The sequence below is a fragment of the Rhodoferax sp. genome (assembly GCF_028688795.1).
Lineage (GTDB): Bacteria > Pseudomonadota > Gammaproteobacteria > Burkholderiales > Burkholderiaceae_C > Rhodoferax.
Map to the genome: position 1 here is coordinate 80,625 of NZ_JAQTXM010000019.1, position 13,630 is coordinate 94,254.

The window sequence follows — 13,630 nt, forward strand, 5'->3', positions numbered from 1 at the left end:
GGGAAATTCAAACGGCTTCAGCCAACTCGGCCACCTCGGACTCGGTGCCTTTGGCGATTTCGCTGCCGTAATCAAAGGGCGCGAGGTAGGCCACGGCAGTGGGTAGAAAACGGCTCAGGCCCTTGTAGTCGGCCAGTGGTTGCGGCAATGTAGAAAGCACCCGTGAGAGGCGTGTGCCCCACTTGGGGACACGTACCAGCTCGTCCAGCGAGGCCAGGTAGCAGCGGATCGGGAACAACAAGGCATTGCTGCGCGGCAAACGCCACAGGGTCTGTAGCTCCACACGCAGGTGCAGTTTGCGGCCAATGTTCTCGGGGGTCAGTGAGGCACGGTCTGGACCCCATTCAGGAAAGGTCTCGGGCGAGGTGTCCAGGCGCGGGTTGACCGTCATGGTCCAGTTCAGGCGGCGCACCGGCTGGCCCTGGCGGATCAACAACAGGTATTTCAAGGCGCGCTCAAACACCCCGGCCTGGTGGGCCAGTGGCACCGGACCGTGCCACTGCATGAAGCTCATGCCCACGTTGAAGTCCAGGGACCAGTCGGCCTGCGAGGTCACCATGCCGGCGTCGAGAAACAGGTTGTCGTCGCGTTGGTCGCAGATCGCAAAGTCGCCCTGGGCCTGGCGCGTGATGTACTCAAACGGCCCGCAGGGCAGCGAGGTGGCGTCGCCGAAAACAAAGGTCTGCTCAAGGCCCAGCGGCCGGTTGATCCAGGTCCAGCTGGCGCCAAAGTCGGGGCCGGTTTTGCGAAGTGAAAAGTGCTCGGGGTAGTCGGCGCTGAGGCTGTCCATCAAGAGTTCCAGCGTGTCCCACTCGGCCATCATCATGTGTGGCAACACCTGGCAGCGACCTGGGTCGCGCGCCAGCGTGATCGCCTTGTCGCGGCATTCGGCAATGTAGTGCTCGTCCACATCAAAGCCATGTTCATAAGCTGCACTCGCGCCCTTGGGCTGGTGCGGCTCCATATTGACGCTGTACATGTACTGGTCATCGGGGAACGGGAACGGGTAGCGCAGGATTGCCGCATCGCTGTTGCGGTAGGTGTAGTCGCCTCGAAAAGTTTCGTCGGGCTTGAAAATGATGGTCATGGTGACAACCTTGGTTTGGTGGCTGGGTTCAGAGATCGAGCACAAGGCTCGGGCCGCGAGCGCGCGACACACAGGGCATGATCAAGTGGCCTTGTGCCTTGTCAGCAGCGCTGAGGAAGTGGTCACGGTGTTCGGGTTCGCCCGCGATCACGCCGGTCAGGCAGGCGCCGCAGGCGCCGCCCCGACACAGGCAATGAGGTGTCAGGCCCTCGCGCTCCAGCGCTTCAAGCAGGCTTTCGTCTTCACCCACTTGCACGCGCTGGCCGCTTTTTTGCAGCACAGCTTCAAACGATGCGCCGCCACTGGCCACACCACCAAAGAGTTCGCTGTGCACCTGGTTGGCGGGCCAGCCCAAGGCCTTCGCTGCGGCCAGCACAGACTGGTTCAGATCGCTCGGGCCACAGACGTAGAGGTGTGTGCAAGCAGCCTGCTCGGCCAGCAGCGCTGGAATGTCAAGGCGATGGCCATCGGCGTTCCAGTGGAAAAAAACCTTTGACTTGTCCGTGGGTAGCCAAGGCGCAAACACCGCCTGTTCAGATTCGCGGCAGCAGACGTGCAGCGCGTGCTCACCCGCTTGCACACCCACGTCTTTCAGGTAAGACAAAAACGGCGTGATACCGATGCCGCCTGCAATCATCAGGTGCTGACGCGCTGAGCGTTGCGGCGGGAACATGTTGGCTGACAGCTGGGCGTCAATCACATCGCCAACTTTCAGTCTTTCATGTACGGTAGCCGAGCCACCGCGCGATGTTGGCACTCGGCGCACGATGATGTCGTACTGACCCCGGCTTCCTGGTGCATTGACCAGCGAGTAGGCGTTGCGGTGTATTCGGCCCTGGCCGGGCAGGGTGAACAGCACGTGGGCGCCGGCACCGTTGGGCGGCAGCGGTGTGCCGTCCAGCGTGCCCAGACTCAGATGGCGCAGGCTTGGCGCGATGTCGTTCAGCGCCCGCACCTGGAGTTTGAGACCGGTGGCGATCATGGAAATACCTCCTGGGGCGCGGGCCGTTCGCCCGGAACTTCGGCATCGACCATCACGCCCATGAAGGCACCATGGCGACGGGAAAAATGGTCACGCACCAAAAGCTCTCGACCACAACCCGCACAGGCCACAGTCGACGTGCTCACACCCTCGGTGAGGCCATGGCAGTGGGTACACCAGACGCGTCGGCGCTGGCTGCCAGCGTGGGCCAGCTGAATCTGACCCTCTGCCAGGCCGAGCTGTCGGGCAGCCAAAAAGACTGACCAGACAAAGGGCTCGCTGCCCTGCACAAAAAGCCTGTCGCTCACGCACAGCGGCCCGTGTTCGGCCAAGGCGCTGGTCAGTGCCGGAAGGTCGGCGATGACAGCAACAGGGCTCAGGCTGATGGCCTGTGCCACGGGGCCAATCCACCAGACCTGCAGGCGCTGCGCCACTGGTGCGAACGCGCTCGTCAGGTTGGCCAGCAAGGCGTGGTCCATCGAAGGGCCGTCCAGCACCAGCCAGTGGCGACCAGCCTCTGGCTGGGGTGCCAGCGGTGCGTAGACCGGCCGACTCGTGACCTCGGAGGGTTTCAGGTTCATGGCGCGCTCCTGTGGTCTCAGCCGAGGTTGTGGCCGGGAATCCAGTTGGTACCGGCCAGCGGTACCTTGGCCATGGCGGCGGCTTCCACGGTGAGCGCCACCAGGTCTTCGGGCTCCAGATGGTGCACGTCTTGCTTGCCGCAGGCGCGTGCCAGCGTGGTCAGTTCCATGGTCAGGGTCTTGAGGTAGTTCTTCACGTGTTTGGCGCCCATGTCGGGCTCCAGGCGCTGCTCCAGAATGGCGTCCTGCGTGGTCACGCCAACCGGGCATTTGCCGGTGTGGCAGTGGTGGCAGTAACCAGCCTTGGTGCCGAGCGCCTCATAGTCGGCTTCAGCACTATGGGTTTGGCCCGCCTGCTGGTAGGTCTCGCGGTTGCAGCCCAGCGCCATCAACACACCCTGGCCGATGGCCACGGCGTCGGCACCCAGGGCCAGGGCCTTCGCCACATCTGCACCGGTGCGGATGCCACCCGAGACGATCAACTGAACCTTGCCAATCATGTCCAGGTCTTGCAGCGCGGCCACGGCCAGACGTACTGCCGCCAATGTGGGGATGCCAGCGTGTTCAATGAAACAGGTCTGGGTGGCAGCTGTGCCACCTTGCATGCCGTCGACCACCACCACGTCGGCGCCCGCGTGCACCGCCAGCTTGACGTCGTTGTAGACACGGGTGGCACCAACCTTGACGTAGATGGGCTTTTCCCAATCGGTCAATTCACGCAGTTCCTGGATTTTGATCGTCAGGTCATCCGGGCCGGTCCAGTCGGGGTGGCGGCTGGCGGAGCGCTGGTCCACGCCTTGTGGCAAGGTGCGCATTTTGGCCACACGCGGGTTCACCTTCTGGCCCAGCAGCATTCCACCGCCTCCGGGCTTGGCACCCTGGCCGAGCACGATCTCGATGGCGTCAGCGCGGCGCACGTCGTCGGGGTTGAAGCCGTAGCGCGAGGGCAGGCACTGGTAGACCAGGGTCTTGGATGACTGGCGTTCTTCCGAGGTCATGCCACCGTCGCCGGTGGTGGTGGTGGTGCCCATGGCGGTTGCGGCTTTGCCCAGGGCTTCCTTGACGTTGGCCGACAAGGCGCCAAAGCTCATGCCGGCGATGGTGATCGGGGTGTCAAGTACCACGGGTTTCTTGGCAAAGCGCGTGCCCAGCACGGTTTTTGTCGAGCATTTCTCACGGTAGCCTTCAAGTGGGTAGCGCGAGAGCGAGGCGGTCAGAAATACCAGGTCGTCGAAGTGCGGCAGCTTGCGCTTGGCGCCCAGACCGCGGATTTCATACAAGCCGGTGCTGGAGGCCCGGTGGATGTAGTCGAGCGTGCTGCGGTCGAATCCGGCGGACTCTTCGAGTTGCAGGCGTTTAAAGGCAATGGGGTGTTCTGTGTTTGACATGTCAATAGTCCTGATTGGCGTCGGCGTTCCAGTGGTAGAGGCTGCGGGCTGAGGCCACGCGCTTGAATTCCGAGGGCTCATAGGCCAGTCCGGCTTGGGCCAGCAAGGCGCTCAGGGCCGTCACGTCGGTGTCGGTCATGGGTTCGAGTTGGGCGTCGGCACCAAGCGACTTGATGCTGCCGCGCACATAAATCACGGCCTCATAGAGTGAGTCGCCGAGCGCGTCACCCGCGTTGCCGCAAATCACCATGCGACCAGCCTGCGCCATGAAGCCGGAGAAGCTGCCGACCGAACCACCCACCACGATGTCACCGCCCTTGAGCGAGATACCACAGCGCAGGCCGGCGTCGCCGTCAATCACCAGCAAGCCGCCGTGGGCTGAAGCGCCGGCGCCGTTGGAAGCGAAGCCTTTGACATGCACCTTGCCACTCATCATGTTTTCGGCGACACCGGTGCTGGCGCTGCCTTCAATCGTGACGTCGGCAAACTTGTTCATGCCTGCTGCGTAATAGCCGGCGTGGCCCTGGATGGTCACGCTGACCGGGGCGTTGATGCCAACTGCGATGTTGTGCGCGCCATCCGGGTGCGACACGACGATGTGTTGGCCAGCCAGGGATTCGGGCGTGCCGTGCAGGTGCAAGTTGAGCTCACGCACGCTTTGGCGGCTCAGGTCGAAAGTCAGATTTTCCATACGTACATCTCCTCAGGAGCGGGTTCAAAGACAGTGGCGTGACTGATGCCCGGCAGGTGGGCGAGCGAACGGAATTCGGAAGCAATGGCGACGAAGTCGTCGGTTTCTGCGACCACAGCGGGCTTGCAGGCAAATGGGTCGCGAATCAGGGCCAACTCGGTGGGTGTGCCCATCAGGAAGGTGTAGAAGCCGTCCAACGCTTCAAAGGCTTTTTGCAGCGCCCCGTGCAGGTCGTCGCCTTCACGCAGGCGCCATTCCAGAAAACGGCAAGCGGCTTCGGTGTCGTTGTCAGTCTCGAACTTGATGCCGCGTGGCTCCAGCATGCGGCGCACGCCGTTGGGGTTGGAGAGCGAGCCGTTGTGCACCAGGCAAAAGTCTTCGCCAGCGGTGAACGGGTGGGCGCGGTCAGGCGTCACCGCCGACTCGGTTGCCATGCGGGTGTGGCCCACCAGGTGGCTGCCAACAAGCTTGCTGAAGTCGTAACGTTCGGCCACTTGGGCTGGTGTGCCGATGTCCTTGTACAGGTCGATGCGGCGACCTGTGGAGAGGATGTGCAACTTGGCTTCATACGCCTTGATGAAGGCCTTGACCGGATCGGCCGGGCCGTCAAAGGTGAAGATGGCGTGGTTGCCCTTGGTCTGGATATGGGCCTTGACTTTCAGGTCAGCGTTTAACGCGTCGGCCAGGCCGACCCAGTCGTAAGCCGCAGCGGCATCGGTGAGGCCCGAATACAGGCTGACTTTGCGCTGGCTCTCAGGCAAAGGCTGGCCGAACACGGCCATGCCAGCCGAATCTGGGCCGCGGTCGTGCATGCCGATCAGCATGGGCACCATGAGCTCGCCCAGTTGGGCGTGCATGGCAGGTTTTTTCAGTAATAGTCCAACAATTCCACACATGGTTGCTTCCTTAAAAAAATTCGAGGTACTGTTTCACTTCCCACTCGGAGACGTGGCGCATGTACTCGATCCACTCCATGCGCTTGAACTTGAGAAACTCGTCCGTGACCGGGCCCAGGGCTTCGCGGATCACGCTGTCGGCCTCCAGCGCGTCGAGCGCGGCGTTGAGGTTTTGCGGCAGCAGTCCGATACCGGCTTCCTTGAGCTGAGCCTCGCTCCACTCGTAAAGGTTGACGTTGCGCGGTGCGCCTGGGTGCATGTTTTTCTCAATGCCGTCCAGGCCGGCAGCAATCACCGCGGCCGTTGCCAGGTAGGGGTTGCAGGCGCCATCGGGCAGGCGCAGTTCCAGTCGGCCCTTGGGGATGCGCACCATAGTGGAGCGGTTGTTATCACCGTAGCTGATGTAGGCTGGAGCCCAGGTGGCACCGGTCAGTGAGCGCCCAACCACCAGGCGTTTGTAGGAGTTGATGGTGGGTGCGCACAAGGCCGTGAGCGCAGGCGCGTGGTGCAGCAGGCCAGCCATGAACTGGTAAGCCATGGGCGAAAGCTCCAGGCCGGAGGGGTCGCTCTTGTCCTGGAACAGGTTGCGTTTGCCATCACCGATCGACAGGTGCATATGCATACCGTTGCCTGGGCGGTTGGCAAACGGCTTGGGCATGAAGGAGCAGATCAGGCCAAGCTCGTTGGCGATCTCGCTGGCAGCCATCTTGAAGAAGATGAAGTGGTCACACGAGGTCAGGCAGTCGGTGTAGGTGTAGTTGAGTTCGAACTGGCCATTGGCGTCCTCGTGGTCGATCTGGTAGACGTCGATGCCGGTGGCGCGCATGGCGTTGGACAGTTTTTCCAGGAAGACACGGGTGCGTGACAGGCCCTTGTAGTCGTAGCAGGGCTTGGCCAGATTGTCGCTGGCGTCGTGCGGCACGATGCTGCCGTCGGCGTTGCGGCGCAGCAGCGAAAACTCGGGCTCCAGGCCGGTGAACATCGTCAAGCCTTTTTCTGCCAACCGGGCTACTTGCTTTTTCAGTACGACACGGCTGTCGAACTTCCATGGCTCGCCTTCGACATGGCCTTCGCAGACGATGCGCGCCAAGCCCGGTTGCCAAGGCACCAGCGAGACGGTGGCCAGGTCACCCACTGCCATGAAGTCCGGGCCATGTGGCTCGATGCCCGAGCCGGAGATCGCGAAACCGGCGAAGCCCGCGCCTTCTTTCATGACGGTGTGCAAATGCTCCACTGGCACCGACTTTGCCTTGGCCACACCGTGGATGTCGACAAACTGGGCCAGCACGTAACCGATTCCTTGGGATTTGAGGTATTGCTTCGTTTCTTCAACGGTGTTGAAGCGTTGAGGGCTCACCAGATCGGTCGGGGACCTGGTTGCAAAGGGGGCTGCGACTGTGTTCAAGAGAAAAACTCCTTCGGTTGGCAATGAGAGAAATACAAGGGAACTGGCTGAGGCCGGTTTGGTGCATGACCAAGACCGATGTTTCTTGTTATGCAACATTTGTGCCTGTTGTGAATATTTTGAAATTGGCAGCACGTATACTTTTCTCACCAGCAAAGACCAAGGAGTGGGTAGTGAACAAACAAGGCGACAAGACGGCGGTTTCGCTTGAGGAATCGGTAGGATCAGCCATCAAGGAGCTGCGCCAGCGCCACGGTCTGACCATTGCACAGGTGTCGGAGCAGGCCAGCATCAGCCGCGGCATGTTGTCCAAGATCGAAAATGGACAAACCTCGGCCGGCATGGACACCCTGGCGCGCATTGCACGTGCTCTAGGGGTGTCCATGTCCATGCTGTTCAGCAAATACGATGTCACGGCGAGTGCCGCGCAGCACATTAAAAAGGGCAAGGGCATGGAAGTGGTGCGCCGAGGCACCAAAAGCGGGCACACCTACCACCTGCTTGCGTATGACCAAGGCCCGATCAAGCTGTTCGAGCCCTTCCTGATCACCATGGACGATGACTCGGAGCAGTACCCCACGTTCCAGCACCCGGGGACAGAGTTTCTATACATGCTGGAAGGCAAGATTGAATACCGCTGCGGCCAAGACTCTTACTTGCTAGAGCCTGGTGACTCGTTGACTTTTCAGGGGGAGGTGGCGCATGGACCGGAAAAGCTGGTGAAGTTTCCGATCAAGTTTCTATCGTTTATCGTCTACCCGCGCAGCGTGGAGTGAGGCGAGCGCTCAGCGCAGTTCAGCTCAGTGTGGTGACCAGCAGCAAACTGTTCGCCCCAACCGGTGTGATGTGAGCCATGACTGTGAGGCCTTGCAGGTGCAGGCAGTCGAAAGCATTGAGAACCAGCGAGTCAGCCCCCGGCAGGGCCAGCTCGAAGCGGCCACGCAGGACCAACACCAGCACATCGGGCGCAGGAGTCAGGTCCACGGCGTCGTCCTCGACGATAAGCAGCTTGGCCTGGGCCTGACCACGCTGCACCATCACGTTCCAGAGTTGGGTCGGCACATCTGGTGCATCACAGCGCAGGGATAACTCGCCGGGAAACTGTGCAGAGGAACCCGGGCCATCGAAGCGCCACGCTTGGGCGTCTCCGCTCAGACTCAGCCCGGCGCCCCGGACCATCACCGCCGTGCGGTCCAGCCCGTCAAAGCGAGAAAACGGTCCGGCTGCCGTGATGTCGGCCACGCTCACACGCCAGTTCAGCAGGTGCTCTGCCTCGCGGCTGGCGACGGTGCGTGTCCAGCCACCGCCGTTCTTCCAGGCTTCGCGCGGCAGCGCATCGATTGAAAAACGCCGCAGCGACCCAGCCGCAGGGTGTGCGCTCATGCCGTATCCACTGCCGCTGGCAGTCCTGCCGTCAGCGCTGGCAGGACATCAAACAGGTCACCCACGAAGCCCACGTCGGCGATTGAAAAGATTGGCGCATCGGGGTCTTTGTTGACGGCCACGATGAAGCCCGCGTCCTTGATGCCGGCAAGGTGTTGGATGGCGCCTGAAATGCCAAAAGCCAAGTAGACATCAGGTGCCACGGACTTGCCGGTCTGCCCAATCTGAATCGCGTTCGGCGCAAAGCCCGCATCGACTGCCGCGCGGGAGGCACCCACAGCACCGCCCAGGTGGTCAGCGAGCTGTTCGATCAGGGCCATGTGCTCGCGTGCCCCTACGCCGCGCCCGGCCGCCACCACCACACGGGCGCGGCTCAGGTCGGGGCGGTCGCTGCCCATCGTCTCCCGGTTTTCCAGACGGCTGCGGTGATCGGGCGTGACTGTCGCTACATCCACCACTGGGCAGGCGCCCTGTGTGCCGACAGCGGGTGCAAAACCGGTTGGCCGCAGGGTCAGCAAGGTCATGGCACTTTGGGTTTCCATGCGGGCGAGCACGCTGCCAGCGTACATGGGGCGCACGAAACGGTGCGCTGATTCGATGGCTACCACATCGCTCAGGTAGGCCGCCCGTAAACGTGCGGCAGCCCGCGGCAGGGCACCACGGTGCAGCATCTTGTGCGCGGCCACAAGCAGGTCGTAGGCGGGCATGAGCGCCTCGATTTGCCGCGCCAGCGTCTCAGCCGATGGCGTAACCCATTGCGGGTTGTCCGCCAGCAGCACCTGCGACACGCCAGCCAGGGCGGCGGCGGCCTGGGCCACGGCAGCACAGTCATGCCCGAGTACAAGTAGTTGCACAGGGTCACCGATTTGCGATGCGGCGCCCAGCAGGTTCAATGTGGATGGGTCGATTTGGGCGCCGTCGTGTTCGGCGATGACAAGCGTGGTCATGGTGCGTTTGTTTCCGTGGTGGGGTGTCAGGTGCCTGCGTTCAGCGCGGGTAGATGGCGCAGGAGGTCGAGCAGTTGCGGGAGGCTGCCAACCCGCACGCCAGCAGCGCGGGCGGGTGGTGTGGTGCAGGACAGCACGCGCATACGCCCAGAAGCACTGGATGCCAGCTCGGCCAGTGGCAGCATCGTGATCACCGCTTTTTTTGCCTTCATCATGTTGGGCAGGCTGATCGGGCGCGGGTCGCACAGGCGCAGGTCTACACCCAGTACGGCGGGCAAGGGAAGCCGCCATTGCTCCAGGCCCTGGTCGCCATCGCAGTCCACACGCAGGCCAGCGTCGATCAGCTCTATGCGGTTGACCGAGATCGCCTGCGGCCAGTCGAGCAGCGCGGCCAGCATGGGGGCGGTATCACCCAGGTCGTCGTCGATGGCTTGCTTGCCGCACAGCACCAGACCTACGCCCTCGTGCTGGACGAGCACGCTCAGGGCTTCGGTCAGCGCAGGTCCGTCGCTCTCCCCTGTGCCAGGATCAAGCAGAATTGCCGCATCTGCGCCCATGGCCAGCGCTGTGCGCAGCACGTCTTGTGCTATCGGACCGCCGCAGCTGACCACTGTGACCCGACTCACCTGGCCGGCCTGGCGCATCAGCACTGCCTGCGCCACGGCGACTTCGTCAAACGGGTTGATCGACATCTTCACGCCAGCGGTATCGACACCCGATCCATCGCTTTTGACACGGACCTTGACGTTGTAATCGACGACGCGTTTAACAGGTATCAGCACATGCATGTTCAACTCCCGCTCAGGACACCGCGCCCAGGCCGTAGCGGCCGGTAAGCAACTGGCCGCTACGGAAGCGCTCATGCGCGTAGGGCTTGAGCGAGACCTCGGTGGGCAGGTTCAGGGCTTCCTGCGCGAGCACCAGGCCCACACCGGGCGAAAGCTTGAAACCATGGCCGGAGAAGCCATAGCCCACCACCAGGCCAGGCACATCGGGAAGGCGGCCGAGTACCGGGTTCCAGTCGGGCGTGACGTCGTAAACGCCAGTCCACGACGAGGCCAGACCGGCTTCGCCAAATGAGGGAAAACGCTCAGCCACCTGGCCACCCACCTCGACCACATAGTCCATGGAGATGTCTCCCTGCTCGTTGTCGGGCTGGGCCAAGGTTTCGCCTACCGTGCCTTCGCTGACCAGCATCTGGTTGCCACCATAGCTGCGGCAATACAACATGCCCGGCGAGCCCAGGTCCTTGAACACCGGCATCTTGAAGCTGTAGGCCTCAGGCCCTTCGAGCGCCAGCACAATGTGGCGTTCGGCTTTCACCGGGGTTGGCACACCGGTCCATTTTTCAATGTCACCTGCCCAGATGTTTTGGGTGCTGATCACCGTGTTGCTGTGGAACTTGCCCTGGTTCGTTTCGACACCGACTACCCGCCCGCCGTCCATCAGCAGCCGTTCCACGTTGACACCTTCCATGATCTTCACGCCCTTGCGGCGTGCGGCGCGGGCAAAGCCGGTGGCCACCAGATAGGCGTCGGCGAAGCCGGCCTCGGGTTCGTAACCGATCAAGGCCGCATCGTCGAAATGCGCGATAGGCAGCAATGCGCGCGCGGCGGCCTGGTCAATCAGTTGCACCTCGACGCCCATGGTGGTTTGGCCGGCCAGTGCCGCGCGCAGGGGTTCCAGCTTGGGGCCCTCGGGGGCACAGATCAGGTAACCGCACTTGACCAGGCCTGCGGACTGCTCCTCGTCACCCAGGTAGCCGGCAAAGTCGTTGAACACCGACCACGAGAGCTTGGCCAGCTCGACGTTTTCAATCACCGAATAATGGGTGCGCAGGATGCCGGAAGACTGGGTGCTGGTGCCCGAACCGATCTGCAGCCGGTCCAGGACCAGGACCTTGCTGGCTCCTAGTCTTGCGAGGTGGTAAGCGACTGAAGTTCCGATTACGCCGGCGCCGATCACGATGGCATCATAAGTTTGCATAGGGGGCCTTTCTGGGCATGAGGTTGTCAATGGAACTGAGCTTACGGGCCCATTGCCACGCGCCGTGTAACTGAAGCAAATCAGATGCTATGGTTTGGTATATCGAATGATTCAATCCATTCCATTTCTTAAACCTACCATCGCACACCATGTCTCTTATCCCCCCTGGCACCCGCAAATCCCGCCGCTCGCGCCCGCTGCCTGACCTGCAGTTGCTCGAAGCCTTTGTTGCTGTTTGCGATGCCGGCTCCATGGCGCTGGCTGCACAGCGCCAGGGCATGAGCCAAAGCGCGATCAGCCAGGCAGTCAAAACACTGGAGACAGAGCTTGACTTGCAGCTGTTGGACAGGGAGGTGCGCCCCGCCGTCACCACCCATGCCGGGCGCGTGTTGCGTGAGCGTGCCACCCGGCTGCTGGGTCAGGCCCGAGCCATGGTTGAGCAGGTGCGCGCCACCGCACGCCACGAGCACGCGCAGATCCACCTCGGATGCGTTGACTCGTTTGCGGCTACCGTGGGGCCGCGCTTGATCCGAGCCATGTCGGGTTCAGCGCAGCAGATCCTGATGTGGTCGGGCCTGACACCCATGCTCACCGAACAGTTGCGTGGCCGCGAACTTGACTTTGCCATCTGCACCGACTCGTCTATTGATGACCCACGTATCGTGCAGCGCCTATTGTTTTCCGAATCATGGGTCGCGGTGTTCCCGAAAGGGCACCCGGTCAAGACCCTCCAATCGGCGCGCGAGCTGTCGGAGTTGCCAGCCGGTTTGCCGTTGATCCGTTACAGCCAGCGCTCGGTCATCGGCCAGCAGATTGAGCGCTTCCTGCGCCATGTCGGCGTACAGGTACCTCGCACTTACGAGTTCGACGCCACCGACCCGCTGCTTAGTCTGGTGGCCTCTGGCCTGGGCTGGGCGCTTTCCACGCCGCTGTGCCTGTGGCAATCGCGCCAGTACCTTGATGACGTGGTGGTGATCCCCATTCCCGCCACCCGGCTCGGCCAGCGTCATTTTTTCCTGCTGTCGCGCGAAGACGAATGGGCCGGTCTGGACGAACGCATTGCCCGCATCACCCGGGATGTGATCCGCCAAGACACCGGCCCGGCCATCCGCCAGTGCATGCCGGGCCTGCCGCCCGACGCCCTTTTTTGCCCCAACGAAGAAACTCCATGAACACACTTCACCCTACCTACGCCCTGCATCAGGGCACCGTGCCCCTGCTGATTTCTATCCCGCACCTCGGCACTGAACTGCCTGTCGAATTCGCTGACCAGATGAGTGATACCGCACCGATCTTGCAGGACACCGACTGGCACCTGGATCGTCTGTACGGATTTGCTGCCGGGTTGGGCGCGTCTGTTTTGCAGGCCAGGGTGTCGCGTTATGTGATCGACCTGAATCGGCCGCCCTCGGGCGAAAGCTTGTATCCCGGCCAGACCACCACCGGTCTGTGTCCGACCGAAACCTTCCGTGGCGAAGCGCTCTATGGTGAGCATCCGAAGCCCGATACGGCGCAGCAGGCTGATCGGCTGACGCGCTACTGGCGGCCTTACCACGACGCGCTGCGCACTGAACTGGACCGGCTCAAGGCCCAACATGGCGCAGTGTTGCTGTGGGATGCACACTCTATTGCCAGCGTGCTGCCGCGACTGTTCGAGGGCAAATTGCCCGATCTGAACTTCGGCACCGCCGATGGCCGCAGTTGCGCCCCGGCCATCATCGACAGCGTGGTCGCCCATGTGGGTGCAACAAGCTTCAGCCACGTGGTTAACGGCCGCTTCAAGGGCGGCTACATCACGCGCCACTACGGCTCGCCCGCAGACCGGGTGCACGCCATCCAGCTGGAGATGGGCCAGGACCTGTACATGCAAGAAGACCCACCCTTCACCTACCTCGAACACAATGCCACCTCGGTACAGCCGCTGCTGCAGAAGATGCTGCTGCAGGCGCTGGCTTCGCTGGCTGCCGTTACCGCTTGACCGCCCCCTTTTGATTTGCATAAAGAACAACTATGCCCCCCCAAGACATCCTGACCCAGCACGGCCCGCGCGAATCCATGGACTACGACGTGGTTGTGGTCGGCGGCGGCCCCGCCGGCCTGTCCGCTGCCATTCGCCTGAAACAGCTCGCCGCAGAAAAAGGCAAGGAAATCTCTGTGGTGGTGCTGGAAAAAGGCTCCGAGCCCGGTGCCCACATCCTCTCGGGTGCAGTGCTTGACCCCAAATCCCTCACTGAACTGTTTCCCAACTGGAAAGCCATGGGTGCCCCCCTGAACCAGCCGGTGA

15 protein-coding genes are annotated in these 13,630 nt (G+C 62.3%); 4 read left to right on the forward strand and 11 right to left on the reverse strand.

The features are described 5' to 3' along the window. Nucleotides 1-7: 7 nt before the first annotated feature. From PHQ58_RS14715 to glnT, 7 genes are read right to left on the reverse strand one after another with little or no spacing between them, the layout of a single operon-like run. Nucleotides 8-1,087, reverse strand: a complete 1,080-nt coding sequence (locus PHQ58_RS14715) for a DUF3445 domain-containing protein (protein ID WP_300112181.1) — start codon at nucleotides 1,085-1,087, stop codon at nucleotides 8-10. A gap of 28 nt (nucleotides 1,088-1,115) precedes the next feature. Next, nucleotides 1,116-2,069 (reverse strand): PDR/VanB family oxidoreductase, encoded by a 954-nt coding sequence (locus PHQ58_RS14720; RefSeq protein ID WP_300112183.1) that lies wholly within the window; start codon nucleotides 2,067-2,069, stop codon nucleotides 1,116-1,118. Continuing rightward, nucleotides 2,066-2,650, reverse strand: a complete 585-nt coding sequence (locus tag PHQ58_RS14725; protein ID WP_300112185.1) for a dimethylamine monooxygenase subunit DmmA family protein — start codon at nucleotides 2,648-2,650, stop codon at nucleotides 2,066-2,068. Before PHQ58_RS14725 ends, PHQ58_RS14720 begins: the two co-directional genes overlap by 4 nt. A gap of 17 nt (nucleotides 2,651-2,667) precedes the next feature. Next, nucleotides 2,668-4,038 (reverse strand): FMN-binding glutamate synthase family protein, encoded by a 1,371-nt coding sequence (locus tag PHQ58_RS14730; RefSeq protein ID WP_300112187.1) that lies wholly within the window; start codon nucleotides 4,036-4,038, stop codon nucleotides 2,668-2,670. Nucleotide 4,039: 1 nt separating this feature from the next. Next, the gene (locus PHQ58_RS14735) at nucleotides 4,040-4,729 is read right to left on the reverse strand and encodes a protein glxC (RefSeq protein WP_300112189.1); all 690 of its coding nucleotides are present in this window, start codon (nucleotides 4,727-4,729) and stop codon (nucleotides 4,040-4,042) included. Next, a complete protein-coding gene (locus tag PHQ58_RS14740) occupies nucleotides 4,717-5,625 on the reverse strand; it encodes an amidophosphoribosyltransferase (protein WP_300112191.1) in 909 nt (302 codons plus the stop codon). The genes PHQ58_RS14735 and PHQ58_RS14740 overlap by 13 nt, the downstream gene beginning before the upstream one ends. Nucleotides 5,626-5,635: 10 nt before the next feature. Next, nucleotides 5,636-6,982 carry a type III glutamate--ammonia ligase gene (gene glnT / locus PHQ58_RS14745; RefSeq protein WP_300112207.1) on the reverse strand — a complete coding sequence of 449 codons (1,347 nt, stop codon included), beginning with the start codon at nucleotides 6,980-6,982 and terminating at the stop codon, nucleotides 5,636-5,638. Nucleotides 6,983-7,203: 221 nt separating this feature from the next. Between glnT and PHQ58_RS14750 the strand changes: the two genes are divergently transcribed. Further along, nucleotides 7,204-7,806, forward strand: coding sequence for an XRE family transcriptional regulator (locus PHQ58_RS14750; RefSeq protein ID WP_300112192.1), 603 nt, complete (start codon nucleotides 7,204-7,206; stop codon nucleotides 7,804-7,806). A gap of 19 nt (nucleotides 7,807-7,825) precedes the next feature. Here PHQ58_RS14750 and PHQ58_RS14755 read toward each other — a convergent pair whose 3' ends face one another. From PHQ58_RS14755 to PHQ58_RS14770, 4 genes are read right to left on the reverse strand one after another with little or no spacing between them, the layout of a single operon-like run. Next, entirely contained in the window at nucleotides 7,826-8,413 is a 588-nt protein-coding gene (locus tag PHQ58_RS14755; protein ID WP_300112194.1) for a HutD family protein, read from the reverse strand. Then, nucleotides 8,410-9,360, reverse strand: coding sequence for an FAD-binding protein (locus PHQ58_RS14760; RefSeq protein WP_300112196.1), 951 nt, complete (start codon nucleotides 9,358-9,360; stop codon nucleotides 8,410-8,412). Before PHQ58_RS14760 ends, PHQ58_RS14755 begins: the two co-directional genes overlap by 4 nt. Before the next feature lie 26 nt (nucleotides 9,361-9,386). Further along, nucleotides 9,387-10,148 carry an electron transfer flavoprotein subunit beta/FixA family protein gene (locus PHQ58_RS14765; RefSeq protein ID WP_300112197.1) on the reverse strand — a complete coding sequence of 254 codons (762 nt, stop codon included), beginning with the start codon at nucleotides 10,146-10,148 and terminating at the stop codon, nucleotides 9,387-9,389. Between the two features lie 13 nt (nucleotides 10,149-10,161). Then, nucleotides 10,162-11,346 carry an FAD-binding oxidoreductase gene (locus PHQ58_RS14770; RefSeq protein WP_300112198.1) on the reverse strand — a complete coding sequence of 395 codons (1,185 nt, stop codon included), beginning with the start codon at nucleotides 11,344-11,346 and terminating at the stop codon, nucleotides 10,162-10,164. Between the two features lie 149 nt (nucleotides 11,347-11,495). Between PHQ58_RS14770 and PHQ58_RS14775 the strand changes: the two genes are divergently transcribed. The 3 genes from PHQ58_RS14775 to PHQ58_RS14785 form a co-directional block, all read left to right on the forward strand. Further along, the gene (locus PHQ58_RS14775; protein WP_300112199.1) at nucleotides 11,496-12,518 is read left to right on the forward strand and encodes a LysR family transcriptional regulator; all 1,023 of its coding nucleotides are present in this window, start codon (nucleotides 11,496-11,498) and stop codon (nucleotides 12,516-12,518) included. After that, nucleotides 12,515-13,324 (forward strand): N-formylglutamate deformylase, encoded by an 810-nt coding sequence (gene hutG / locus PHQ58_RS14780; protein ID WP_300112200.1) that lies wholly within the window; start codon nucleotides 12,515-12,517, stop codon nucleotides 13,322-13,324. Before PHQ58_RS14775 ends, hutG begins: the two co-directional genes overlap by 4 nt. 32 nt (nucleotides 13,325-13,356) lie before the next feature. After that, on the forward strand, nucleotides 13,357-13,630 hold a 274-nt coding region (locus tag PHQ58_RS14785), incomplete at its 3' end, for an NAD(P)/FAD-dependent oxidoreductase (RefSeq protein ID WP_300112202.1).